The organism is Priestia sp. TGN 0903 (genome assembly GCF_050846855.1).
Classification (GTDB): domain Bacteria; phylum Bacillota; class Bacilli; order Bacillales; family Bacillaceae_H; genus Priestia; species Priestia zanthoxyli.
On record NZ_JBOZGL010000002.1, the window covers coordinates 751814 to 775840 of the forward strand.

Consider the following 24027-nt stretch of genomic DNA (forward strand, 5'->3'; position numbering starts at 1 on the left):
TTTCGCAGGCTTTTCGGTATTAAAATAACCAAAAAGGACTATCAAATGATGGTCCTTTTCGCTTAAATGCCTAATATCGAAATGTACTCGTTATTTTTACACTTTTCAGTTATCCAAGTTTGGAATTCGCTGATAACTTGAACTAAATCACTAACATTTTGGTTGAGGTTTTCTTTGAATTTTTTCTCCGTGCTGTCCAGATAGAAAAAACCGATATGCTTTTTTAATTCATCAGCTTTTGGATTATCCATTAAAAATAATTTAAGGTTTTCTAGTTCCTCTACAATCAACTTCCAAGTCACTCGGCTTATCTCACTCATTCCCCAAAGAGAATATATTTTGTAGTGTTTTTCAATCGCACTGGAAAAGTAAGTGAATGTTTTATCTGTGAAAAATATTGATTCTTTAGTCCGGTGTTCACCTGTGTATTTTCCAGGTTTTATTTCCACATAACAAGTCCCCTGTAAGAAGTCTAAATCACGAATAATTTTAATAGGTTCTGTCAAATTCGTTCCTCCCAATAGTAATTATCTAAGTTAAATAATATTTTTATCACATCAATAGTAGTAACAATTCAGAAGCTTATTCTAGCATGATTTTCAAGTGCATGACATTAGTCCTTTCCAACTTATTAGTATGCTGATTTATAGACTAATTACCGATATATCCTGCAAAATCAGCAAAACTAAAAGGTTCAAACCACATGTAGTTTGAACCTGAAATTATGACGATATTTAAGTTTTTTACTCTTAATCCAATCCTTTATAAGAAGCAGAGGTCGTTTTTTAATAGGCGGTTTACTTTTTCTCGCCAACCGTCACTTTTTTCGTAAACATCTTCATGTCGCCGTCTACCGTCACGTGAGCAGTAATCGTATAGTCACCGTCTTCTTTAAACGTATAGTCCGTGCTGTAGGCGCCGTTACCTTCGTGTTTTGCATCAATCATTTCTTGATTAATATAGCCTTCTTTTTCAACTTGGATTTGTACAGCGTCTGCGTTTTCTATCTTTTGGTCTCCTTGTGTAACGAGCACTTCGATAGAAACTGGTTTATTGGAGTGAATGGTTTGGAGCACTTGAATTTCCCCTTTAACTTCCTTTGACCTTTGATCATTTCCTTTTGAACAGCCGACCACGGCAATGACTAAAATGATCAGCAGCATGCTAAGCTTTTTCATAACTGTCTCCTTTTATATAGCCTAAACAATAGGGTGGATAACCAGCCTCAACTGTTAATAGTACCTTTTTTTGGTTTCTGAATCATGTATAAAATCATTTCAATGATAGCGACTATCACTAAAGAAATACCGAATAGAGGCATCATTATACCTAAAACGACCATAAGCACAATAAATCCAATTGAAACCTGATGGGATGTTTTAGGCGGTGGTGAAAAACTCTTTTTTCTCTGACGCGATAGCCACGTTTTTATTCCCCAAAAAATAACGAATAAAAGGCTAGACATACGGTTAAATTGATTACTTTATTTGGCCAGCCGAATAAATGTCCTTCGTGCAAAGGGATTCCCCATGTGAACCATTTTGCTAGAATTCCATAATCATCGTAGCTTACTTTTGAAAGCAGCTTTCCGCTATATTGATCAAAATAGGTTGTCATTTCATCATAAGGGCTTACATCTAAACCTGTTACGCCCGTATTGCTTCCTTTTGAAACTGTATAAACACCATCTTGACTCGTTGGGTAGACAATCGAATAAGGTTTTGAAATATGTGCTTTCTCCACTTTGCTCATTAATTGATCAACGCTTAGCATATGTTCATGATCTAGCATTCCCGCCATATTTCCCATATTTTCATGGTGGGCATGAGAATGCTCGGATGCAGGGGCTTCGTTTTTTCGTGTCGCCCAAGGAATTTCACTCATATCAGAAGTTGGTGGCTGCTGCTTTAGAGTCGGAATTCCAATAGAAGGATGATTTTGTGCAGCCGAATAAATAAAGTTCCCCATAAATGCTGACCAAGGCAAGCCTGTAAAGATGATAATAATCATTGGAATAGTGATGATAGTGCCAACTAGTGCATGCAACTTTCTATTTTTCTGCCGCTTACTATCTGCTTTGTTCTTCTTTAATAATTTTCCTTTAAATGTCATATAAATCCCTGAAACCATCAAGAAAATAGCCCAGCATGCAGCTAGTTCTACTAAATAGTTTACAACGGTTCCTCCGACAAACAGGGAGCTGTGTACATTTCGCATAACATTTGAAAAGGTATAGGATGCATTTTGGCTGCCGACGATTTCGTTGTGCTTGTCCAAGAATACATACTTTTGGTCGCCTTCTTTATTGGTCATAGTCAGGCGTTTATTGTAGGGATCATCTAGTACAATGACTTTGGAAACTGAGTAATCCGGGAATTTTTCAGCTGCTTTTTGAATTCCTTCATCGATAGTCAGCTGCACTGCTTTTTCGCCATTTCCAAAGAATAAATGATCGTACGCTTTGTTTTCGACGTTTGTATAAAACAAATAACCAATTCCGCTTAGTGTTAACGTAATCAATAATGGCATAATAAAAAGCGATGCATAGAAGTGCCATCGCCAGAAGCGATTATAGTTGTTCTTCTTCAAAGTATACCCTCCAGTAAACGTATAAATATAGAAAAGGCTGTTCCACATGCTGGTCAATCAGCTTTTCTATAAAACTCTATCACTGAAATACTAAAATAAAATCATCCGAATGAGTGATTTTTCAGCAGTGCCCGCTAAGAAGAATTGAACATTTTGTTACAAAGCGGTTTTTTTATAAAAATGCAGCGATTATTTCTATAAATTGTAAAATTAGGGGCGCGAGTATTTCAGGTGTTTTATTTGCTTTTTGATAAAGCGGATGGAAGACGGTGTTCACAAAATATCCCTTTTATTGACAAAAATCACTCGAAGGGGTGATGTAATCAAACGAAAACTATTTCTATACTAAAATTAACTAGACAAAGAAGGTAGCTGAACAATGAATTCTTTGTAGAAGAAAATACTAGATTGCAAAGGAGAAGGAGGAATGAAAAAGCTATACGCAGGTGTTCTTTTTTTTACAGCAGTGCTGTTTTTTAATTCACATCATATTTTCGCACAGGAAAATTTACAGTCTCTTATTGACGAAGCTAAACCGGGTGAAACTATTCATTTAAAGAATAAGGTTTATGAAGGGCCTATTACTCTCACAAAGCCCATCACTCTTACGGGAAGTGAAAAAACGGTGCTTCAATCTAAAGGGAAGAGCCCTGTGGTGACTGTAAAAGGGAAGGAAATTCACCTTAAGGGATTTAACATTAAGCAGCTTACCTCACAAAAAAAAGTTCCGGCTCTTGAAGTGAAAGGCAGAAAAAATTCAGCTACAAAATTAAAAATACAAACTACTTCACTAGGAATAAACTTAGATAATGTACATGATTCGATGTTCTCTCATTTGATTGTTAAAGGAAATCAGCAAGAAAACGGTGTGAATGTTTTAAACTCCACTAAAAACAAAATTGGTAATTTGCGTGTGTCTGAGGTGCTAGACGGTATTTACATTGAAAATAGCGATAGCAATACTTTTGTACAAAACACTGTTCAACATTCTAGATATGGCTTTCATTTGATGTTCTCAAATCATTTGTTTCTGTATCAAAATAGCTCAAAGCAAAATTATATTGGAGCTATGGTTATGGAAACAAGTAGAAGTATTATTAAAGAAAACGCTTTTACTCAAAATGCTCAAAACGTCAATTCATACGGTCTTCTGCTTTTTGATACAACGGATACAAAGGTCGTCAAAAACGATTTATCCAGTAACCGAATTGGAATAAAACTGCAGAGTTCAGCACGCAACAGCCTTACACAAAACAGCATAAAGACGAACTTCATTGGGATTCAGTTTGATGACGCATCTTCTAATATTGCCTCGACTAATATGTTTTTAGGCAATGTAAATGATGTACAGGCTATTGCAAGTAAAAATAATAACATGGATAAGAACTACTGGGACAGCTCTTGGAAGGTAGATGCTAAAAATAATGGTACCAGCATTATTCCATATAAAGCAGATCCTTTCTTTCTTAGCTTAACGAAAGAAACGCCAGAATATCAGATTTTCTTTCAATCTCCTGGAATGGTTCTTTTACAAAAGATGTTAAAAAGCCCGGACCAATTGATTTTATCCGATCGCTTACCGCTAGTGAACATTCCACACAAGCAATTAACACAAAATTTAAATTCAGCTAGAGGACTTCTGCTAATGGGGATTGGCATGATTTTATTGAGTGCTCTATGTATCCAAATGGGGAGGAAAACGAAATGAAAAAAATAAGCTTACTTATGGTATTAGCAACAATCTTTCTAATAAGTGCCTGCGGACAAAAAATAGAGCCGCGAGCAATTAACGAAAAAACAGACACGTGTGCGGTATGTAACATGGCTGTAATGGATAATCAGTTTGCGACTCAGGTTGTGTTAGATAGCGGAAAGTCAATGATGTTTGATGATATTGGCTGCATGTACACGTGGATGAAAGAAAATAAAGATCAAAAAATTAAAGCGCAGTTTGTACGAGACTACCGTACGAAGGAATGGGTACCGTCTGAGGAAGCCAACTATGTATATGATAAATCTATTAAAACGCCAATGGCTTATAACGTTGTCTCGTTCGAAAGTGAAAAAGAAGCGGATAAATTTGCTGAAAAGTACGACACAAGTACCCTAACTTATGAGAAGTTAAAATCTCATAAGTGGGAAATGAACAAGAAGCAGATGAGCGATATGGATGGGGAAATGAAGCATTCTCACGATGAAAGCGGAGAAATGACAGAGATGGATGGCCACAGTCATCAATAAACAGTAGCTAGATAAAAGACAACTACCGAAGTTGTCTTTTATCAATTAGACAGCCGGGATTAAAAGGAGTGAGAAGTAGTGTGGAATATTTGGCGTTCTGAGCTGGCAGTATCTTTTCGGCAACGAACATATTTTTCTTTCGTGGTTTTATGGGTGGTTGTGCTCTCATTTTTGTTTTTACTTCAAAGCACTTCACCCGCATTTAGTGGTTATACGAATATCACTGGAACAATTATGAATTTACTGCTCTACATCATTCCGTTATTTATGCTTATTAATGGATCATTTTCGATTGCCAGCGAAATGGAAAACGGGCAGTTCAGGCTGCTTTCTACATACCCGTTATCAACCGTTTCTTATGTAATAGGGAAAATACTAGGGCAGATTACGTCTCAGTGCTTAATGTTTACCTTAAGCTACGGAATTAGTTTGCTCATTGGACTGTTGTTTGGCGTTTCATTTTCAGCCAAATGGGCAATTGCTCTCTACTTTTTTGCGATCAGCCTGCTATTCTTCTTTTTAATAATGGGGGTTGTCATTGGCTCGTTTAGTTCGACTCGGTGGCAAGCACTGTCTATTTCGGTATTTATCTGGTTTTTTTTAATTATGCTATGGCCAACGGCTTTAATTAGCACGTTGAATTTACTGCCTTATCCTATGGTTGGGGCTGCTTTAAAGACGTTGCTTTATATAAACCCAGCAGAACTACTCAGGATTGTATTTGTCATCAAATTAAACGGTGGAGCCGTTTTTGGACAAGCCTATGACGGACTCACCTCTTATTATAATTACGATCAATGGATATCGTGGCTTGGACTATGTTATTACACGCTAGTTGTGATGGTAATAAGCATATTAATCTCTGACAAAAACCTGACTCGAAAAAGGAGGAAATAATGTACGTTTTAAAGGATATTTCAAAACGCTATAAGCAGCATGTGGCATTGGCTCCTTTAAGCTTTCAGGTAAGTAAAGGGGAGTGCCTGGTTTTGTGCGGTGGTAACGGCGCGGGCAAGAGTACCCTTATTGATATACTGGCGGGCATCTCTATGCCTTCAAGCGGTGCTGTCACTCTTGAAGAAGACTCTTTAATAGATCATCGAAAGCAGTATTTAACAAACATTTCTTATATGCCCGATGACTTTCACGCTCAGCGCTATTTAACTGTTAGAGAATTTCTTTTATTCTATGGATCACTAAGAAGCGTTTCAAAGGATAAAGTAAATAAAGTGCTGGACACGATAGGTCTTCAAGAAAAACAGTATGCAAAGGTTAAAGAGCTATCTAAAGGAATGAGGCAGCGTCTTTTGCTTGGTCAAGCACTGCTGCCAGAGGCAAAGGTTATTTTATTAGATGAACCAACTAACGGACTCGATCCCTATTGGATCAATCAGTTTATTCAAATCATAAAAGAAGCAAAAAAAAATGGAACGATCATTATCTTTTCTACTCACATGATGGACGTAGCAGCTGAGTTAGGGGATGAAATCATGTTTTTAGACAATGGCCATGTTGTAAAACAGCTAAAAAATTATTATTTAAATATTCCTGAATTTACGCTGAAGCTTCTGTCTTTACACAGACAATTAAAAAGAAGTGACTAAGGTCAGCTGGTCTACCATCTCTTAAATTTTGATGATTCAGTACGCAAAACAACTTAGATAAAAAGGGGTTATTTGCATGTCTTTAACCAAAATTATCACCTATGACCTTTTACATTCGGACGAGCAGGATTCACCTTTTTTGGAGGTCATTCAAAGGTATAATAATGTCAAAATTACATCGTCCTGTTATGTAGTGGAAACGGCTGACTCACCCCAGGAAATACGGAATAAGCTGTTTCAATATATGAACATAAACGATAGGATATTTGTTAGTAATTTAAAAACGGGAAGTGTAGGGACGAACATTATTGGTAATCCGCAAAAATTTATTGATATGAAAAAAGAATAGACAGAAGTTCACTGTTAAAAACGTGCTGCTATAGAAAAAAGCTTTTCTTTTGTTAAAGGAAAAGCTTTTTTCTATAGCAGCGTCCTTTACATCTATAAAATATGCTATAAATACCTCCTTTGAGTGATTTACCATATTTTTATAAATGATAGGATAAGGAAGAAAGGGTTTTTCATTAGGTTTGTTGTTAGTTATTATAAAAGCGTTTTCAATTAAGGGGAGAGATACATATATGAAGCAGAAAAAATGGCTGGTCTTTATTGGTACGATCCTTCTTTTGGCTTTATCCGCCTGTGATAAGGATGTCAAAGATCCACTCAATTACAAGATGAATACTTTTTCGTATCAAGATCAAAATCAGCAAGAATATGGGCTGAATGAGTTAAAAGGAAAAGTATGGGTAGCAGATTTTATCTTCACTAGTTGTACAACCGTTTGTCCTCCTATGACAGCTCACATGACTAAGCTTCAAGAAGAGGTGAAGAAGAGCGGAATAAAAAATATAGAATTCGTTTCCTTCAGCGTTGATCCGCAAAATGACAGTCCGCAGGCTCTTAAACAATATGTAAAGAAGTTTAATGGTAATCTAGAAAACTGGCATTTGTTAACAGGTTATTCTCAAAAACAAATTAAATCCTTCGCCATGAACAATTTTAAAGTTTTTGTTCAAAAGCCTAAAGATACGGACCAAATTATACATGGAACAAGCTTTTATTTAATTAATCAAGAGGGGATTGTAAAGAAAGACTATAACGGAGTAAGCGATGTGCCGTATGCACAAATCATTGAAGATATTAAAATTTTGCAGCACTGAGAAAGAATTACTATAGGAATATGGATAAAATGAATATATTGTCAGTCTTCGTAAAAAGCTGCTTGTTTTTCAGGCAGCTTTTTTATACGAAAACACCTAATAAACTATACTGAGAGTTTACGATTGATAAGAAGGTGAGAGCTGCTTTACAACATTGTGCCATACGTTTAGGATTAAACATAATAAGTTAGTAAAAGGGGAGAAGGATATTGCCTATACTTAATGATAAGCTGTACGGAAACTTTGAAATAGACGGTGTTCTTTTAAAACTGATTCAAAGTGACCCCGTACAGCGTTTAAAAGGAATTTACCAAGGCGGAGCGAGCCGGTTTGTAAATGAAAAATGGAATACTACTCGATACGATCACTCCGTTGGTGCGATGATGCTTGTACATAGGCTAGGAGGCTCTTTGGAAGAGCAAATAGCAGCTTTATTACATGACGTTTCACATACGGCATTTTCTCATGTGATTGACTATGTTTTGGAACAAAAAGAAGAAAATTATCATGAAATGATTTACGAACAAATTGTGACCGGGTCGTCTATTCCTTCTATTTTAACGAGCGCCGGTTTAAACTGGCGAGATATCTTACTTGATGAAAGCCAGTGGACGCTGCTCGAACAGAACGCTCCGCGCTTATGCGCTGACCGCGTGGATTATACGCTGCGGGATTTGTACGTATGCGGCGAGATTACTTTACAAGAAGTGCATGCGTTTTTGGATCAGCTTGTCGGATTTAAGGGACAAATGGCGTGCTGTAATTTATCAGCGGCAGAGTGGTTTGTGGATGCTTACTACAAAGAAGTCATTGGCTTTTTTATGAATCCGCTTAATATGTTTGGGAATTATCAGCTGACGGAAATTATCAAGCTTGCTTTGCAGAAAGATATAGTGTCTATGGAAGATTTTTTAAAGCAGGATGACGATGTGGTTCGGTTGCTGAAAAACGCTGGAGATAGTAGCATTGAAGGGATGCTATCTGCTCTTTTTAACAGCAAAGCAGAAACAGGAACGGCGTCTTGTTATGATGTTTACCAAACGACAAAAATGCGCTGGGTTGATCCTCTCGTCATTGGTTCAGATGGGGCGGCTCCTGTATCTCAGTTATCACTTACCGCTAAAAGAGCAATAGAGCAAGCGAAACAAAGGATAGAAAAAGGAGTATATATCATCGTTCAGGCTCCGTTATAAAATGAATCGTTACATAAAAAAGGGGATGCAATAATGTGCATCCCCTTATCTTATAAGAAGTTTTATAGACCTCTAAAGAAGCCTTCTCTTAACGAACTTCATCACGCTTTGCAGTTAGTTCTTTAATCGTTTCGCCTTCAACTAACACCGGCTGATAGTAAGTTTCGTTTGGTAACTCTTTTTTGCCCTGCAGCTTTTTAATGATCCAATCAGCCGCGTCGTGTCCCATTTGTTCCTGCGGATGGGTTAACGTTGTTAAATTAATCGTCGCATTTTTAGCGATGTACGAATTATCTTGACCAATAATTGACAACTTGTCCGGAATGGAAATGCCAAGCTGTCTGCATACATTTACAACTTCTAATCCGACTTCGTCGTTATAGCAGACAAGAGCGGTCATTTCGTCTTGATTTTCAGTGAGAAACTCTTTTAAATTAGCGTACAAATCGAGCTTTGTTTCGGTGTTAAAAGACAAAATATGCTCAGGCTGAAAGCGTAGTTTTGCATCACCGAGCGCTTTTATGTAGCCTTTCATTCGGTATTTTCCTTGCAGGTCATCCATTTTGGCAATAAGTCCAATTTGTGTATGTCCTTTTGAAATTAATTCATTTGTGGCAAGGTAGCTTGACTGAACGTCATCTAAACAAAAAAACGGAACCTCTAATTCTTCGTAGTAGGCGTTAATCATCGTAAACGGAACGTCTTGTTCTTTGAATGATAAATAATAAGAGATGTTTGGATTGTACAAATTACTTTTTGTAGGTTCAACAATTAAGCCGTCTACTCCGTAGGAAAGCATCATTTCCAGGGCTTTTTTTTCTTGTTCTACATCATTATTCGTGCTCGCCAGCAGCAGGGAATAATTATCTTTATTTAACCTGCTTTCAATTCCGCGAATGATCGAAGGGAAAATATAGTCGGAAATATAGGTAGTAATTACGCCGATCGTTTTGTTGGAAGAAGCCCCGCTCGCTTTGGATTGATACTGGTTGCTTACATAGGTGCCAGACCCTTTTTCGCTTCTTAAAAATCCTTCATTCGACAGCTCTAAAATCGCTTTTCGAACCGTATGTCTGCTGACACCATACGTTTCTTGCATGACCGATTCAGTCGGGATTTGCTCGCCAATGCTGTAATCGCCTGAAAGAATTTTGCTTTTTATATCTTCAATAATCACCTGATATTTTGGCTTCATGTTTTCACTTCTTTCGTAGTTGTATACATTCAACTTTTTTTATGTATAAAATTTGTATGGACATATTTTATCATGAACGTGAATAAATGAAAAGATTTCCGTAATTTTTAATCAAAAGGAAAATGATTTAAGGGTTGAATACCGATTTTTTAAAAGTTTAAGAAGAGAATAGTAGGGTGTTTTGAGTATTTGTGTGCATATATAATTTTATTGTTGACAAATGTACGTACAAATAAATATACTTAAGTTGTTAACAAATTCAAACAGCGTTACATAAAATGGAAAGCGCTTCCTTACTGCTATAGGTATCTTTATAGCTATCAGAAAGGAGATTAAACGTGAAAACAACTCAAGAAACCATAAAACAAGCAATTGCTAAAGGAAAAACGTCCCTTGGAATTGAACTTGGATCTACTCGTATTAAAGCGGTGCTGATTGACGAAAATTTTGAAACGATCGCATCAGGCAGTTATGAATGGGAAAATCTCTTGGAAGACGGTTTTTGGACGTACAACTTACTTGATATTATTACAGGTTTGCAAAGTGCTTACCGTGAAATGAAGCAAGAAGTGGAACGAAGCTACGGAATCACCATTCGAACAGTTGGCTCTATCGGCGTTTCAGCTATGATGCACGGATATATGGCGTTTGATAAAACGGGTGAGCTGCTTGTTCCGTTTCGAACGTGGCGTAATGCAACAACAAGCGAAGCAGCAAAAGAATTAACTGAACATTTTAACTTTAATATTCCTGAACGATGGAGCATTGCGCATCTGTATCAGGCAATCATCAATCAAGAAAAACATCTGCCGCGTATCCATTACATGACAACACTAGCCGGCTATATTCACTGGCTGCTAACAGGCAGTAAGGCGCTTGGCATTGGAGATGCTTCAGGAGTGTTTCCAATTGATGAACGCACGCAAAATTACAGCGAAGCGATGATGAAGCAGTTTGACGAGCTCATTTCTTACAAAGGATATTCGTGGCAACTATCAGGTATTCTGCCTGCAGTCCATACTTCAGGTGAGCAAGCAGGCACGTTAACAGCGATAGGAGCTAGTATTTTAGATCAATCAAAAAATTTGCAGCCGGGCATTCCGTTTTGTCCTCCAGAAGGAGATGCAGGAACGGGAATGGTGGCGACAAACAGCGTAAGAAAACGCACGGGAAATGTTTCAGTAGGAACGTCCGTTTTTGCGATGATTGTACTAGATAAAAAGCTTTCAAAAGTCTATCCGGAAATTGATTTGGTTACCACGCCAAACGGCAGCCCAGTTGCCATGGTTCATGCGAATAACTGTTCAAGCGACTTGAATGCTTGGCTCGGATTGTTTCGTGAATTTTCGGAGGCGATGGGGCAAAAAGTAGAGTCGGATAAATTGTTCCAAGTGATGTTAAATAAAGCGTTAGAAGCTGATCCAGATGCAGGGGGCTTGCTTAGCTACGGCTATTTCTCAGGTGAAAATATTACCGGATTAGAAAGTGGACGTCCGCTATTTGTCCGGTCAGCAAAAAGCAATTTTAATCTAGCAAACTTTATGCGAACGCATCTTTTTACAGCTTTTGGCGCTCTAAAAATAGGAATGGATCTTTTAGTCAAAGAAGAAAACGTAAAGATTCACAGTATTTTAGCGCACGGAGGATTATTTAAAACGCCGGTAGTGGGTCAAAAAATGATGGCAGCGGCAATTAATACCCCGGTTTCCGTCATGGACACAGCGGGAGAAGGCGGCGCGTGGGGAATGGCTATTCTTTCTTCTTATATGCTCAATAAAAGTGAGAATGAAAGTTTAGAAGATTTCTTGGATGATAAAGTCTTTAAAGAAGTGACCGCACAAGAAATTTATCCTGATGAGCTCGATGTAAAAGGGTTTGAAGCATTTATTAAAAGATATAAAAAAGGGCTAGTCATTGAAAAAGCAGCTGCCGAGCATCACAGCGAAGAACGGGAGGAGTTACTGTGCTAGATAAATTAAAAGAAGAAGTATTTCAAGCAAACCTCGATTTGCCAAAACACGGACTGGTCAAGTACACGTGGGGAAATGTAAGTGCAGTTGATCGAGACAGCGGTTTGTTTGTGATTAAACCAAGCGGGGTGACGTATGAAAAAATGACGGCCAAAGATATGGTAGTCGTAGACCTAGATGGCCGCGTGGTAGAAGGTGAGCTTAATCCGTCCTCTGATACACTGACACACGCCGTACTATATAAACACTATCCCGAAATTGGCGGTATTGCTCATACGCATTCAACGTGGGCGACCATTTGGGCTCAAGCAGGACTTGATGTGCAGGCAATGGGAACGACTCATGCCGATACCTTTTATGGTTCCGTACCGTGCGCGCGCTTTTTGACAGAAAAAGAAGTAAATGACGGATATGAAGTGGAAACGGGCAAGGTGATTATTGAAACGTTTGAAAAGCGCGGTTTAGATGTGCTAGCGGTTCCTGGAATTTTACTTCAAGGACACGGGCCGTTTACGTGGGGAAAAGATGCCAAAACGGCGGTAATGAACAGCGTCGTATTAGACGAAGTATCAAAAATGAACTTCTTTACACAAAAATTAAACGGACTGGCTGAAGAGCTGCCGCAGCGTATATTAGACAAACATTATTTACGAAAACACGGACAAAATGCGTATTACGGGCAAGGACAGTAAAAGACTTACATACAGAAAAGGGGATTATCATGTTAAAAACGACTCAAAAAGAATTTTGGTTTATTGTTGGTTCACAGCATCTTTACGGAAAAGAAGCGCTAGCAGAAGTAAAAGCACACGCGCAAAGTATGACTAATGCTTTAAATGAAAGCGGTGTCTTACCTTATCCGCTTGTGCTGCAAGATTTAGCTGTGAACGCTGATACGATTACAAGCATGATGAAAGAAGTGAATTACCGAGATGAAGTTGCCGGTGTAATCACATGGATGCATACGTTCTCGCCTGCAAAAATGTGGATTCGCGGTACCAAACTGCTGCAAAAACCGCTGCTTCATTTGGCAACACAATTTAACGAAAGTATTCCTTGGGAAACGATTGATATGGACTTTATGAACTTGAACCAGTCCGCTCACGGTGATCGTGAATACGGCTTTATCAACGCGCGTTTAAACAAGCAAAATAAAATCGTAGTGGGCTACTGGGAGCGCCCCGACGTACAGCAGCAAATTGCACAGTGGATGGACGTAGCCGCTGCTTATAACGAAAGCTTCAACATTAAAGTTGCGCGTTTCGGTGACAATATGCGCAACGTGGGGGTAACAGAAGGAGATAAAATCGAAGCGCAAATTCAATTTGGATGGACGGTTGACTACTTTGGAATCGGTGACCTTGTTCAATATGTCAATGCCGTTACGGAAGAAGAAATCAATGATTTGTTTGCTGAATACGCAGACGCGTATGAGTTTGTCTACGGTGATTATTCTGCAGAAGACTGGGAATCTAGCGTAAAAGTACAGGCAAGCTATGAAATTGCGATTAAACGTTTTCTAGACGAAGGCGGCTACAGCGCTTTTACGACTAACTTTGAAGATTTGTACGGCATGAAACAGCTTCCTGGTCTAGCGGTACAGCGCTTGATGGCACAGGGATACGGCTTTGCTGGTGAAGGAGACTGGAAAACAGCGGCGCTTGACCGCTTGCTTAAAGTGATGAGCCATAATCAGTCAACGGGCTTTATGGAAGACTACACGTATGAATTGGCTCCCGGACGTGAGTCAGTGCTTCAATCACACATGCTTGAAGTAGACCCAACGCTAGCGGTAAACAAGCCAAAACTAATCGTTTCTCCGCTAGGAATTGGCAACCGCGAAGACCCGGCCCGCTTAGTGTTTGACGGTAAACAAGGAGAAGGCGTAGTCGTTTCCATGGCTGACTTCGGCACGCATTACAAGCTGTTAATTAACGAAGTATCGGCATTTGAGCCGGAAGTTCCAGCTCCACATCTTCCGGTAGCGCGCGTGCTTTGGAACATTAAGCCGAACTTCCAAGACGGCGTTAAAGCGTGGATTGAAAACGGAGGAGGACATCATACAGTTCTTTCATTAAATTTAACGACGGATCAAATTGTGAGCTATGCAAAGCTTGTGAATTTAGAGTACGTCATTATTAAGTAAGCATCATTACTTCCAAGGGAGCGCTGCTTCCTTGGAAGTGAAAATATAGCGTCAGTAAAAGAACGCCGTTTTTAGAAATAAATGAAAGCGTTTTAAATAAGTGTGATAGGAAGAAAAACTAAGACAATACAAAGGGGATATAATCATGAGTAAAGTATCAAGTAAGTTTATCTTCTTCTTCGGCTCATTTGCCGGTATTTTATTCGGTTATGATATTGGGATTATTGCTGGTGCAGAAGGTCATATCCGTGAAGCGTTTCATTTAAGTCCGCTCTGGCTGGGGATTGTGGTTTCATCGCTAATGGGCGGAGCCATTATCGGTTCTATTTTAAGCGGATTATTAGGTGATAAGTTTGGACGAAGAAAGTTAATTTTAATTTCCTCTATCATTTTTCTGTTAGGCTCCATCGGTTCAGCGATTGCACCAGAGGAAATTACGTTAACGATTGCGCGCGTCTTTTTAGGTACAGCAGTGGGAACGGCTTCTTCTTTAGTTCCTGCTTATATGTCAGAAATCGCACCTGCTCATATTCGCGGGAAGCTTTCAGGTTTAAATCAGCTAATGATTGTAATTGGATTATTATTAAGCTATATCGTAGCCTTTATTTTTGAGCCGGTTCCAAACAGCTGGCGATTAATGCTTGGAAGCGCCGGTATTTTTGCGATTGTTTTATGCATCGGGATGATCAAGCTTCCGGAGTCACCTCGCTACTTAATTAAAAACGGAATGGCAGATAAAGCGCGTGAAGTGCTGCGCACGCTTCGTTCCTCAGCAGCGGAAGTCGAAGCTGAAGTATCTGAAATTCAAAGCGTAGCTGTGCATGAACAATCAGGCATTAAACAGCTGTTTCAGAAAAAGTTTCGTTTAGCTTTAATTATCGGTGTCGGAATGGCAACTTTTCAGCAGATTCAAGGCTCCAACTCAATTGTTTATTATGCAACAAGCATTGCCCGTCAAGTTGGTTTAGCGCCGCAGGTAGCTGCTGGTTTTACGGTTATTGTTGGGGTAATCTTCGTTGTGACAACACTTATTTTTCTGCAGTTTGTTGATAAATTCAACCGCCGTACCATTCTTACGGTTGGCGGTGCGGGTATGGCTCTTTCCTTTTTCACACCGGCTATTCTAGGAGCAGTAGGCGTTAATGAATCCGTCGTTAACTGGGTTACGTTAATTGCACTTTGCTGCTTTATCCTTTGCTATGCGTTTTCTTGGGCGCCGCTTACGTGGATCATTGTAGGAGAAATTTTCCCGCTTTCTGTACGCGGAATCGGTGCTGGAATTTCATCTGCCTTTAACTGGACAGGATCGCTGGCAGTAGGGCTTGTGTTTCCTATTTTAGCCGATCAGTTTAGCTTAGGCGTGATCTTTTCAACATTTGGGATCATTTGTGTTCTCGGATTATTCTTCATACGCTTTGTAGTTGTTGAAACAAAAGGACGTAGCCTAGAGCAAATTGAAACGGACATGGCAGCTCGCTCTGAAAGAAATTCTTTAAGTCCAGTTGAGCGTAATAAATACGTCTAATTGTTGTTTAAATGTAAGAGGCTGCGATAAAAGTATGTTAGCCGAAGTGAAAAACGAACCACTGATCAAAGTGTTTGATTAGTGGTTCGTTTTTTTATGGTGACTGCAGGTTTCATCTGTTGAGTTTCTTTTAGCAGTTGATTGGAGGGAAAGACGCAGACTCCTGCGGGAAAAGCGGAACAGGTGAGACCCCGCAGGCGCACAAGCGACGAGGAGGCTCATCGGCCGCCCGCGGAAAGCGAAGCCTTGCACGGAAATCAACTGCGGGGCAACAAGCGGTTCAGCTCATGTCGGCCTTTGTTCGTTCCCAGCCTCTTTCTTATTAGTAGATACAGAGATTTCAGCTTTTACCCTGTCATATTAGTGCCTAATAAAATGGAAAGATAGGTTAGCTTATCATAGCGTGGACTTTAATAGATATTTATAACTAGCAATTTCTAAAACGAAAGCTAAATGTGCGTTCTTCTTACAAGAAGATAGTGACCTTCATCAGCAAATTTCCATATAAATAAGTAAGCATGTTTACTTTTAACTAAATTTATTTAGTAATAGGGGGATTAACTAGTTGATGAATTTGACGCTTCATGAACGTTCTGAAAAGTTATTAAAGCAAAGAATTAAACAATTAAATCCGAGAGATCCATTCAACTTTGTTTTTATGGGCGACAGCAGAGGTGACGGACCAAACGATAATTGTTACACGATGAGCGGTGAATTTGAGCTTGTGTTAAAAAAGGCGGTGGAATTGAATCCGCTGTTCATTATTCATGGGGGAGACACCGTGTATACAGGAGAAAAGAGGTATTTGGAGCACTTTGTTAAAGTTGTCGAAAAAATAGCACCAAACATTCCCGTGTTTGTATGCGTAGGGAATCATGATGAATTAAACCTTGAAGAAAGCAACCTCGAAAACTTCAGAGCCACTATCGGAAAAGTGCACTGGGTCATTGATATTCCTGTCTTTAACTTCCGGTGCATCGCATTAAATAATATCATCAGTCCCAAGAATAAAATATATGGATTTACAGATAGAGAGCTGAATTATTTAGAGCAGCAGCTAGAGGATGCTCCTCGTAATACCGTTGTAGCCATGCATGCGCAGCCAAATATTGGCCGGTGGTCAGACCTGGGAGGTTTTCCTGTAACGACTCCTCAAAGTCAAGAATTTTTTGATTTAATTCAAGAACATCGCGTGAAAAAAGTGTTAGTCAGCCACGTGCATGCGTATGACGAGCAGTTTATTAGAAAAAACAGAAACGGGTCGTTTACGCTTGGAAGAGGTACTGATTTTGTATTATCAGGAGGCGCGGGTGCTCCCCTTGATTTTGAACCGCCTTTAATTTTAAATAATTATAATCTTACGGAGTTTTTTGTTAGCCGGTACGACATTTTAGGACCTCTTCTTTGGAAGGATTTTGGACGACCTCGAAGAAGTTGTTTGTAAAAACATGAAAGTAGAAAGCTAGGTTCAAAAAAAAGAGGCTGGGAAAAAAGGGTTTTAGGCGAAATGAAAAATGAACCACTAATCAAGCATCTTGATTAGTGGTTCATTTTTTTATTAGGGTAAACGTAGATTTCATGTGTATAGGTCTTTCTAGCAGGTGATTGGAGCACAAGACGAAGACTCCTGCGGGAAAAGCGGAACACGTGAGACCCCACAGGAGCTTATGCGACGAGGAGGCTCAGCGACCGCCCGCGGAAAGCGAAGTCTTGTACGGAAATCAACTGCGGTGTCACAAGCGATTCAGCTCATGTATCCCATTTGCCTTTAGATTGGATTCACTTGGTTATGTCTCAACCTCTTTTGGAAAACCGTACGAAACCTTGTAGCAGAAGGCCCAGTCAAGCGTTATAATAGATAGTGAATGATGATATATTCTCTATATTTGTCATATATTTGTATTACATATGTAATTGAAGAAAAATATTCACTTGATATACTGTTTAATGACTTAACTTTATCTTAACATTCACAGTGAAATGCCTGTTTATAGAAACTTAGAACATACACAGCAAATGGAGGAGCTATCATGGCAAACGAAAAGATGCAAGAAGGACTCAATCGTTTTATTAAGGAAGATTTAAATGACCTTTTAGGTAGACTGTTCCCCCTAATGGACCGAGAATGTGCGGAAGAAAAGAGAATGCTTATCGAAACGGCGGTAGAGTACATCTATTCTTCAGGGTATCATCAAGGAGCAAAAGACTTGATCGAAACACATCGAAAAGATGATTACAAATTATTAAGGCAAAAATTAGCGTCAACGCCTCCTGAAAACTAATTTTTTTGAAATTTCTTTTGACAACATAAATGTAAGGTGTTAAGATGACTCTACATTCAAAATATTATAAACAATTAAAACTCTTATTGAGAGAGGCGGAGGGACTGGCCCTGTGAAGCCCGGCAACCATTTAACAATCTTGTTAAAAAGGTGCTACATCCTGCAAAGCGTACAGCTTTGAAAAATAAGAGAGGATTTCATAGATACTATGCCTCTCTATTCATGATAGAGAGGCTTTTTATTTTATGTAAAGGTGTTTTGAATGAACAATTTCATAGAAATGCATCAGGTGCTGTGTAACGAATGTACGCAGCTTAAAAGGGAAGACCGGTGAAAAGCCGGCGCGGTCCCGCCACTGTAATGGGGAGCAACTTATTAACCACTGTTTCATGTTGAAATGGGAAGGGATAGGAAGCGATGAACCTAAGTCAGGAGACCTGCCTGTTGTATGCACTTAAGCTCTACGGGATATAGAGAGGAGTGAGGAATACGTGTTGAGAAAAACAGGCTATCTCAACTTTAGTTAAGTATGCGTATCATCTCTCTTTTCATTTCGAAAAGGGAGATTTTTTAGTTTAGCGATAAAAAAATATATAGGGAGTGGAAAAAATGAGCAGTGTAAAAAGTTCAAATGTAGGTTATCCAAGAATTGGTGAAAAACGAGAATGGAAAAAAGCGCTTGAGCAGTTTTGGGCAGGAAAGCTAGAGAAAGATATCTTTCTTCAGGAAATTGAAGCTCTTCGTCTTGGGCATCTGAAAAAACAGCGTGACGCAGGAATTGAATTAATTCCAGTCGGCGATTTTAGCTTATACGATCACGTGTTAGATACAGCCGCTATGTTTGGTTTGGTGCCAAAGCGCTTTGAATATAGCGGAGGCCCGGTATCCCTTGAAACGTATTTTGACATCGCCCGAGGAACAAAAGGTGCGGTAGCCTCTACGATGACAAAATGGTTTAACACAAATTATCACTACATTGTACCCGAGCTTGAGGAATGTACGCCAGCACTTGTAGAAAATCGCCCGCTTCAATTTTACAAAGAAGCAAAACAAAAGCTGAATATCAAAGGCAAACCCGTTATTTTAGGTCCAGTAACATTTGTGAAGCTGTCAAAAGGATATAAAAAAAGTGAGTTTAAAAAAGTAGTTGAACAATTTGTTCCTCTTTATGCAACAATCTTAGCGGAGCTGCAGGCAGAAGGCGTGGAGTGGGTACAAATAGATGAGCCGGTTTTAGCTACAACGCTATCAAAAGAAGACCTGGCACTGTATAAAGAAGTCTATGAAGCTTTGAAAAAAGCGGCACCGAATGTAAAAGTCATTTTGCAGACGTATTTTGACAGCGTAGATTACTATAAAGAAGTAGTTGCTCTTCCTGTTCACGGAATTGGATTGGATTTTGTACATGACCGAGGCGAAAATCTCACGGCGCTTAATAAATATGGTTTTCCAACTGATAAAGTGCTGGCAGCAGGAGTGATTGACGGACGAAACATTTGGCGTGAAAACTTGGACGAACAGCTTTTAACAATCAGTGAAATTGAAGAAGCCGTATCAAAAGACCGTTTGATTCTGCAGCCTTCATCAAGTTTATTACATGTTCCTGTCACGGTGAAAAGCGAAAAAACCATTGAGCCAATTCTAAAAAACGCGCTGTCTTTTGCAGATGAAAAGCTAAAGGAAATCACGCTTTTAACAAAAGCGGTGCAGCAAGGAAAAGAAGCAATAGAAAAAGAAATAAGTGAAAGTAAACAGGCGATTCAAGCATTAAATGGATCATCTTTTCGAAACCATCAAGACGTGCAAAAAGAGCTGAAGCAGCTGCACAGCTATAAAGCACAGCGCCAAGCGTCGTTTGACGTACGTCAACGCGTTCAGCAAGAAGCGTTTCAACTGCCGCTTCTTCCAACGACAACAATTGGAAGCTTTCCGCAAACAAAAGAAGTGCGAAAAGAGCGTCTGAAGTGGCGTAAAGGAGAGTTAAGCGATGAAGCATATGAAGCGTACATTAACGCTGAAATCAAAAAATGGATTGAAATTCAAGAAGACATCGGCTTAGATGTCCTTGTGCACGGAGAGTTTGAGCGCACGGACATGGTTGAATACTTCGGTGAAAAATTAGGAGGTTTTCAGTTTACGAAGTTTGGCTGGGTGCAATCATACGGTTCTCGCTGCGTGAAGCCGCCGCTTATTTACGGAGATGTCTCGTACGAGCAGGCGATGACGATCAAAGAAACGGTCTACGCACAGTCTCTAACCAATAAGCCTGTTAAAGGAATGCTGACGGGGCCGATTACGATTTTAAACTGGTCATTTGTGCGTGATGATATCCCGCGCTACGACGTGGCAAATCAAATTGCGCTTGCTCTTAGAAAAGAAGTGGAAGCACTTGAAAGTCAGGGCATCTCAATGATTCAAGTAGATGAACCGGCGCTGCGTGAAGGACTGCCGTTAAAACGAGAAAACTGGGAAAGCTACTTGAACGCCGCGGTGTACGCGTTCAAATTAGCCACAGTATCGGTGCAAAACGAGACGCAAATTCACACGCATATGTGCTATTCGGAATTCGAAGAGATTATTGATGCGATCAAAGCGCTTGATGCCGACGTGATTTCCATTGAAACGTCCAAAAGCCATGGTGAATTAATTTATGCGTTTGAAAAACATACGTATAACCAGGGAATTGGACTTGGCGTATATGATATCCACAGCCCGCGCGTACCGAAGCTTGAAGAGCTGACACGAAACATTGACCGCGCTCTAAAAGTGCTTGATCCTGCATTGTTTTGGATTAATCCCGACTGCGGTCTTAAAACAAGAGGAATCAGCGAGACGGTGGAAGCTTTAAAAGTGATGGTTGAGTCTGCAAAACAAACAAGAAAAAATTTATTACAAAACGCTTAATAACAAGAAAGTAAAGGCCAAGCAGTGTAAACGCTACATTGCTTGGTCTTATGGGTTTTTTAAAGGCCAAAAATATCCATTGACACTTCCCTTAGATTTTTGTATCTTTTTAAAGGTGTTTTTAAAATCAGGGAGGTACAACATGAGTAACAACAGCACGCAGCACGTTAAAATTGTAACAGCTGATCCATCAGCGCTAGGCCTATTCGGACTTGCCATGGTGACACTTGTTGCATCGTTTCAAAAGCTTGGGGTAACCGATGGTGTTTCATTGGTATTGCCATGGGCGATTTTTTTAGGCGGAATAGGGCAGCTAATCGCGTCTATGCAAGATTTCAAACATAATAATACCTTCGGCGCAACGGCTTTTGGTGCCTTCGGTTTATTTTGGCTAGGTGTAGCTATGACATGGCTTATTCAGCTTGGAGCATTTGGAGAAGCGCTCGCAAAAGAAGCGGATCCGAAGCAGCTAGCATTTGCTTTTGTCGGCTACTTAATTTTCAGCGTTTTTATGACGATTGGAGCAATGGGCACTCATAAAGTATTATTTATTATTTTTGTGTTAATTGATTTTTTATTTATTGGATTATCGCTAAGTACATTTGGTGTGGCATATGAATACACGCACTTACTAGCAGCAGTCTCAGAGCTATTAATTGCTCTGTTTTCATTCTATGGATCTGCAGCGGCTGTATTAAATACTCACTATGGTCGAGTTGTGCTTCCAGTGGGCAAGCCATTTGGTGCATTTATTAAATAATCAAGACGTTCATTAAACAGCGAAGTAGGGTTGAATTCTGTATGATGCAGAGGTCAATCCTTTTTTGTTTGTGCGTTTTTATATATAGTAGAAAGAGAGAAAGAGAATAGTAGCTTTTAATGAAAGGAAACGTTTCAATGATTATAAGACAAGTGGATGAAAAAGATTTAAACCAATTAATTACGTTAGAAAACAAAGGGTTTACACCTGATGAAGCTGCCTCAAAAGAAGCATTTATCACGCGAATTAAAACCATTCCTGATACGTTTATCATCGCTGAAGAAAATGACGAAATAATTGGATATGTGAACGGACCCGTCATTTCAGCTCCGTTTATTACGGATGATTTGTTTGAAAAAACGATTTCGAACCCTGAGACAGGTGGTCATCAAAGTATTTTAGGTATCGTTGTAAATCCCAAGCATCATCACAAAGGAATTGCCAGTATGCTGCTAAAAGAGTTTGAAAAACAAGCACGGAACAAACAGCGCGTAACGGTGACTTTAACGTGTAAAGAAGAATTGATTCCTTTTTATGAAAAAAACGGATATGTGAATCAAGGAGTTGCGCAGTCCCAGCATGCAGGCGTGCAGTGGTTTAATATGAGTAAGGAGCTTTAATTTTTACGAAAAATAAAATGATATAAAAAAAGCACAAGTTCTCTTTTAATGAATTTGTGCTTTTTTTACTCTTTATTATGTATAATTATTGTAAATATGTAAAAGTGAGGGTGTTTACATGAATAAGTACGGCGTGCTTTCTTTTATACTAGTAATCATCAGCTTTTCATTTTTTATGGTAAGAAGAGGTCCTGGTGTGAATATGTATGTCGATATTGCAGTGCTGGGGATTCTTTCGCTGGTGGGCATTGTTTTTGCGTCTGTGTCGAAAAAATGGTATTCAATTATTGGCGGAGTTGTTTTAAACTTTTGGATGCTTTCATTAGCAGTGTTTTTGTTCGTTGTAGGCATTATAGAAAAGTAAGAAGTGAGGGGTTTTTAACTAATTTTAATAAATGTATAACAATAAGGGGAAAATGGACAGGACAAAAGTATTTTAGTTGAAGGAAGATCCGAACGATGAATTGAGATTCTTAATGAAGAATCAAATTTGTTCGGGTTTTTTTATTGTGATGGTGAACATGTGCTTAATCTATTTCGTTGCTTCTAGCGGTTGGTTGGAGGTCAAGGCGAAGACTCCTGTGGGAAAAGCGGACTAGGTGAGACCCCGCAGGAGCGTAAGCGACGAGGAGGCTCACCAGCCGCCTGCGGAAAGCGAAGTCTTGTACGGAAAGCAACAGCGGGATTCATCCTCAATCATTTATCCCATTTGCTCGTCTTTAAATTGAATTAATTTTGTTATATCTCAATCTCGTTTTCAGGTAGGTAAAAGACTCTACTTTGTCAAACATATTTGACAGTAACAAAGGAAATAATATAAGATATGGGTGTAAAAAGTTTTTTACATTTTAGAGATGAGTGATGAATGGTGGAAAACCGAATTAAAGAACTGCGTAAAATCAAAAAAATGTCTCAGGATGAACTGGCAAAAGTATGCGGCGTCTCGAGACAAACGATTAATGCAATTGAAAACAATAAGTATGATCCAAGCTTAGCGCTAGCTTTTCAACTCGCCGAAGAGCTGGGAGCAACAGTAGATGAGCTGTTTTTATTTCATAAATCATAAGTTAGTTAAAAAAAGGTAATGTGAAGCAACGATCTTCCTAGTAGGCGTGTTGACGATTCTGACCTATAAGCGAACAATACATAAGTAGGTAGAAGATTAATACTATTTCTATTGCTTCATATAAAAAATTCACCAAGAGATGGCGGTGAAATGAATGGAAAATCGAGCTGCAGGAGTAGCTCTTACAAGCATGGGCATGTTACTGTTGATGATAACGTTAATACTTCCTGTTCCGGGATTAATCTATAGTTTACTTGTAGGAAGCAGCATTGTACTAAAAGGATGCGGAACAGGAGGAATAAAAAGGTGTATCACCTGAATGCAGCGTGATGCGGAACAGGAGGTTCCTTTTGAAAAAAAGAACGATTATTATAGCTGCACTTTTATTTATCATCGTATTTTATTTTACATATACCGGGAAAGCCTATCAGTTAAAAGACGTCATAAAAGTAGAGGAAGCAAACGTTACGCGTATTGAAATAGATACGGACGAAGGAAAACGTGTAGTAGATGAAAAAAAAGAGATAAAGCAAATCGTACATTCTTTAGCAAAAGTAGAAGTGAAAAAAAGCAAGGAGCTGGACCCAAAGTTTGACCAGGCGTACTGGGTAAAAATCGTCGAAAGCGGAAAAGATGCGTACGGCTTAACGATTTACGATAATGACTACATAAAAGCATTTAATTTTAAAGATAAAAAGCAGGCCACGTATACGATTGTTAAAGATCAAAAAGTAGATGTGAAAAAGCTATTTTCAACTAAATAAAAAAC

General features: G+C 39.1%; 26 protein-coding genes, 1 pseudogene and 2 riboswitches. Of the genes and pseudogenes, 23 read left to right on the top strand and 4 right to left on the bottom strand.

What is annotated here, in order from left to right:
- Nucleotides 1–62: 62 nt before the first annotated feature.
- The 3 genes and pseudogenes from ACRPLY_RS10410 to ACRPLY_RS10420 all read right to left on the bottom strand — a co-directional run bounded on the left by ACRPLY_RS10410 (nt 63) and on the right by ACRPLY_RS10420 (nt 2589).
- The gene (locus ACRPLY_RS10410) at nt 63–506 is read right to left on the bottom strand and encodes a hypothetical protein (protein WP_325076469.1); all 444 of its coding nucleotides are present in this window, start codon (nt 504–506) and stop codon (nt 63–65) included.
- 291 nt (nt 507–797) lie between these two features.
- Nucleotides 798–1178, bottom strand: a complete 381-nt coding sequence (locus ACRPLY_RS10415) for a FixH family protein (RefSeq protein WP_165636335.1) — start codon at nt 1176–1178, stop codon at nt 798–800.
- Between the two features lie 47 nt (nt 1179–1225).
- A pseudogene (locus ACRPLY_RS10420) lies at nt 1226–2589 on the bottom strand (PepSY-associated TM helix domain-containing protein).
- A 427-nt stretch (nt 2590–3016) separates the two neighbouring features.
- Between ACRPLY_RS10420 and ACRPLY_RS10425 the strand changes: the two are divergent.
- The 7 genes from ACRPLY_RS10425 to ACRPLY_RS10455 all read left to right on the top strand — a co-directional run bounded on the left by ACRPLY_RS10425 (nt 3017) and on the right by ACRPLY_RS10455 (nt 8790).
- Nucleotides 3017–4297, top strand: coding sequence for a right-handed parallel beta-helix repeat-containing protein (locus ACRPLY_RS10425; protein ID WP_165636337.1), 1281 nt, complete (start codon nt 3017–3019; stop codon nt 4295–4297).
- The gene (locus tag ACRPLY_RS10430; RefSeq protein ID WP_165636338.1) at nt 4294–4830 is read left to right on the top strand and encodes a nitrous oxide reductase accessory protein NosL; all 537 of its coding nucleotides are present in this window, start codon (nt 4294–4296) and stop codon (nt 4828–4830) included. The genes ACRPLY_RS10425 and ACRPLY_RS10430 overlap by 4 nt, the downstream gene beginning before the upstream one ends.
- 78 nt (nt 4831–4908) lie before the next feature.
- Nucleotides 4909–5727 carry an ABC transporter permease gene (locus tag ACRPLY_RS10435; RefSeq protein ID WP_165636339.1) on the top strand — a complete coding sequence of 273 codons (819 nt, stop codon included), beginning with the start codon at nt 4909–4911 and terminating at the stop codon, nt 5725–5727.
- Nucleotides 5727–6434 carry an ABC transporter ATP-binding protein gene (locus tag ACRPLY_RS10440; protein WP_165636340.1) on the top strand — a complete coding sequence of 236 codons (708 nt, stop codon included), beginning with the start codon at nt 5727–5729 and terminating at the stop codon, nt 6432–6434. Before ACRPLY_RS10435 ends, ACRPLY_RS10440 begins: the two co-directional genes overlap by 1 nt.
- Nucleotides 6435–6510: 76 nt before the next feature.
- Nucleotides 6511–6783, top strand: coding sequence for a hypothetical protein (locus ACRPLY_RS10445; RefSeq protein ID WP_165636341.1), 273 nt, complete (start codon nt 6511–6513; stop codon nt 6781–6783).
- 232 nt (nt 6784–7015) lie between these two features.
- Entirely contained in the window at nt 7016–7597 is a 582-nt protein-coding gene (locus tag ACRPLY_RS10450; RefSeq protein WP_165636342.1) for an SCO family protein, read from the top strand.
- Nucleotides 7598–7806: 209 nt separating this feature from the next.
- Nucleotides 7807–8790, top strand: a complete 984-nt coding sequence (locus ACRPLY_RS10455; protein WP_325076461.1) for an HD domain-containing protein — start codon at nt 7807–7809, stop codon at nt 8788–8790.
- 88 nt (nt 8791–8878) lie between these two features.
- On the opposite strand, the gene ACRPLY_RS10460 is transcribed toward ACRPLY_RS10455, so the two are convergent.
- Nucleotides 8879–9985, bottom strand: coding sequence for a GntR family transcriptional regulator (locus tag ACRPLY_RS10460; RefSeq protein WP_325076460.1), 1107 nt, complete (start codon nt 9983–9985; stop codon nt 8879–8881).
- A gap of 338 nt (nt 9986–10323) precedes the next feature.
- On the opposite strand from ACRPLY_RS10460, the gene ACRPLY_RS10465 reads away from it, so the two are divergent.
- From ACRPLY_RS10465 to ACRPLY_RS10540, 16 genes are all read left to right on the top strand, one after another.
- Nucleotides 10324–11955: a xylulokinase gene (locus ACRPLY_RS10465; protein ID WP_432231828.1), complete on the top strand. Its 1632-nt coding sequence runs from the start codon at nt 10324–10326 to the stop codon at nt 11953–11955.
- Complete coding sequence (locus ACRPLY_RS10470; RefSeq protein WP_014458965.1) at nt 11949–12647, top strand: L-ribulose-5-phosphate 4-epimerase; 699 nt, start codon at nt 11949–11951, stop codon at nt 12645–12647. Before ACRPLY_RS10465 ends, ACRPLY_RS10470 begins: the two co-directional genes overlap by 7 nt.
- A gap of 29 nt (nt 12648–12676) precedes the next feature.
- A complete protein-coding gene (araA, locus tag ACRPLY_RS10475; RefSeq protein ID WP_432231829.1) occupies nt 12677–14101 on the top strand; it encodes an L-arabinose isomerase in 1425 nt (474 codons plus the stop codon).
- 145 nt (nt 14102–14246) lie between these two features.
- The gene (locus ACRPLY_RS10480) at nt 14247–15626 is read left to right on the top strand and encodes a sugar porter family MFS transporter (protein WP_033580154.1); all 1380 of its coding nucleotides are present in this window, start codon (nt 14247–14249) and stop codon (nt 15624–15626) included.
- Nucleotides 15627–15763: 137 nt separating this feature from the next.
- Entirely contained in the window at nt 15764–15952 is a 189-nt protein-coding gene (locus ACRPLY_RS10485) for a hypothetical protein (RefSeq protein ID WP_432231830.1), read from the top strand.
- A 242-nt stretch (nt 15953–16194) separates the two neighbouring features.
- Entirely contained in the window at nt 16195–17070 is an 876-nt protein-coding gene (locus tag ACRPLY_RS10490; RefSeq protein WP_432231842.1) for a metallophosphoesterase family protein, read from the top strand.
- A 157-nt stretch (nt 17071–17227) separates the two neighbouring features.
- Nucleotides 17228–17398 carry a hypothetical protein gene (locus ACRPLY_RS10495; RefSeq protein ID WP_167387328.1) on the top strand — a complete coding sequence of 57 codons (171 nt, stop codon included), beginning with the start codon at nt 17228–17230 and terminating at the stop codon, nt 17396–17398.
- A gap of 258 nt (nt 17399–17656) precedes the next feature.
- Nucleotides 17657–17908 (top strand): hypothetical protein, encoded by a 252-nt coding sequence (locus ACRPLY_RS10500; RefSeq protein WP_028414722.1) that lies wholly within the window; start codon nt 17657–17659, stop codon nt 17906–17908.
- 80 nt (nt 17909–17988) lie between these two features.
- A riboswitch (SAM riboswitch) is annotated at nt 17989–18099 on the top strand.
- 79 nt (nt 18100–18178) lie between these two features.
- Nucleotides 18179–18367, top strand: a riboswitch (cobalamin riboswitch).
- Between the two features lie 150 nt (nt 18368–18517).
- Nucleotides 18518–20812: a 5-methyltetrahydropteroyltriglutamate--homocysteine S-methyltransferase gene (gene metE, locus ACRPLY_RS10505; protein ID WP_165636347.1), complete on the top strand. Its 2295-nt coding sequence runs from the start codon at nt 18518–18520 to the stop codon at nt 20810–20812.
- 142 nt (nt 20813–20954) lie between these two features.
- Nucleotides 20955–21572 (top strand): acetate uptake transporter, encoded by a 618-nt coding sequence (locus ACRPLY_RS10510; protein WP_048019411.1) that lies wholly within the window; start codon nt 20955–20957, stop codon nt 21570–21572.
- Nucleotides 21573–21691: 119 nt separating this feature from the next.
- Nucleotides 21692–22192, top strand: a complete 501-nt coding sequence (locus tag ACRPLY_RS10515) for a GNAT family N-acetyltransferase (RefSeq protein ID WP_430055998.1) — start codon at nt 21692–21694, stop codon at nt 22190–22192.
- Between the two features lie 118 nt (nt 22193–22310).
- A complete protein-coding gene (locus tag ACRPLY_RS10520) occupies nt 22311–22556 on the top strand; it encodes a hypothetical protein (protein WP_028414718.1) in 246 nt (81 codons plus the stop codon).
- Nucleotides 22557–22745: 189 nt separating this feature from the next.
- On the top strand, nt 22746–22925 hold the full coding sequence (locus ACRPLY_RS10525) for a hypothetical protein (RefSeq protein ID WP_432231831.1): 180 nt from the start codon (nt 22746–22748) through the stop codon (nt 22923–22925).
- Nucleotides 22926–23057: 132 nt separating this feature from the next.
- On the top strand, nt 23058–23258 hold the full coding sequence (locus ACRPLY_RS10530; protein WP_432231832.1) for a helix-turn-helix transcriptional regulator: 201 nt from the start codon (nt 23058–23060) through the stop codon (nt 23256–23258).
- A 154-nt stretch (nt 23259–23412) separates the two neighbouring features.
- Entirely contained in the window at nt 23413–23577 is a 165-nt protein-coding gene (locus tag ACRPLY_RS10535) for a hypothetical protein (RefSeq protein ID WP_432231833.1), read from the top strand.
- Nucleotides 23578–23608: 31 nt separating this feature from the next.
- A complete protein-coding gene (locus ACRPLY_RS10540) occupies nt 23609–24022 on the top strand; it encodes a DUF5301 domain-containing protein (RefSeq protein WP_432231834.1) in 414 nt (137 codons plus the stop codon).
- The last annotated feature ends 5 nt before the right edge of the window (nt 24023–24027 follow it).

What these genes read in the sequence shown, in the direction of transcription:
- ACRPLY_RS10415 (WP_165636335.1), bottom strand. Translation starts at nt 1,178, where the DNA reads ATGAAAAAGCTTAGCATGCTGCTGATCATTTTAGTCATTGCCGTGGTC.
- ACRPLY_RS10425 (WP_165636337.1), top strand. Translation starts at nt 3,017, where the DNA reads ATGAAAAAGCTATACGCAGGTGTTCTTTTTTTTACAGCAGTGCTGTTT.
- ACRPLY_RS10430 (WP_165636338.1), top strand. Translation starts at nt 4,294, where the DNA reads ATGAAAAAAATAAGCTTACTTATGGTATTAGCAACAATCTTTCTAATA.
- ACRPLY_RS10440 (WP_165636340.1), top strand. Translation starts at nt 5,727, where the DNA reads ATGTACGTTTTAAAGGATATTTCAAAACGCTATAAGCAGCATGTGGCA.
- ACRPLY_RS10445 (WP_165636341.1), top strand. Translation starts at nt 6,511, where the DNA reads ATGTCTTTAACCAAAATTATCACCTATGACCTTTTACATTCGGACGAG.
- ACRPLY_RS10450 (WP_165636342.1), top strand. Translation starts at nt 7,016, where the DNA reads ATGAAGCAGAAAAAATGGCTGGTCTTTATTGGTACGATCCTTCTTTTG.
- ACRPLY_RS10460 (WP_325076460.1), bottom strand. Translation starts at nt 9,985, where the DNA reads ATGAAGCCAAAATATCAGGTGATTATTGAAGATATAAAAAGCAAAATT.
- araA (WP_432231829.1), top strand. Translation starts at nt 12,677, where the DNA reads ATGTTAAAAACGACTCAAAAAGAATTTTGGTTTATTGTTGGTTCACAG.
- ACRPLY_RS10480 (WP_033580154.1), top strand. Translation starts at nt 14,247, where the DNA reads ATGAGTAAAGTATCAAGTAAGTTTATCTTCTTCTTCGGCTCATTTGCC.
- ACRPLY_RS10490 (WP_432231842.1), top strand. Translation starts at nt 16,195, where the DNA reads ATGAATTTGACGCTTCATGAACGTTCTGAAAAGTTATTAAAGCAAAGA.
- ACRPLY_RS10500 (WP_028414722.1), top strand. Translation starts at nt 17,657, where the DNA reads ATGGCAAACGAAAAGATGCAAGAAGGACTCAATCGTTTTATTAAGGAA.
- metE (WP_165636347.1), top strand. Translation starts at nt 18,518, where the DNA reads ATGAGCAGTGTAAAAAGTTCAAATGTAGGTTATCCAAGAATTGGTGAA.
- ACRPLY_RS10510 (WP_048019411.1), top strand. Translation starts at nt 20,955, where the DNA reads ATGAGTAACAACAGCACGCAGCACGTTAAAATTGTAACAGCTGATCCA.
- ACRPLY_RS10515 (WP_430055998.1), top strand. Translation starts at nt 21,692, where the DNA reads ATGAAAGGAAACGTTTCAATGATTATAAGACAAGTGGATGAAAAAGAT.
- ACRPLY_RS10520 (WP_028414718.1), top strand. Translation starts at nt 22,311, where the DNA reads ATGAATAAGTACGGCGTGCTTTCTTTTATACTAGTAATCATCAGCTTT.
- ACRPLY_RS10530 (WP_432231832.1), top strand. Translation starts at nt 23,058, where the DNA reads ATGGTGGAAAACCGAATTAAAGAACTGCGTAAAATCAAAAAAATGTCT.
- ACRPLY_RS10535 (WP_432231833.1), top strand. Translation starts at nt 23,413, where the DNA reads ATGGAAAATCGAGCTGCAGGAGTAGCTCTTACAAGCATGGGCATGTTA.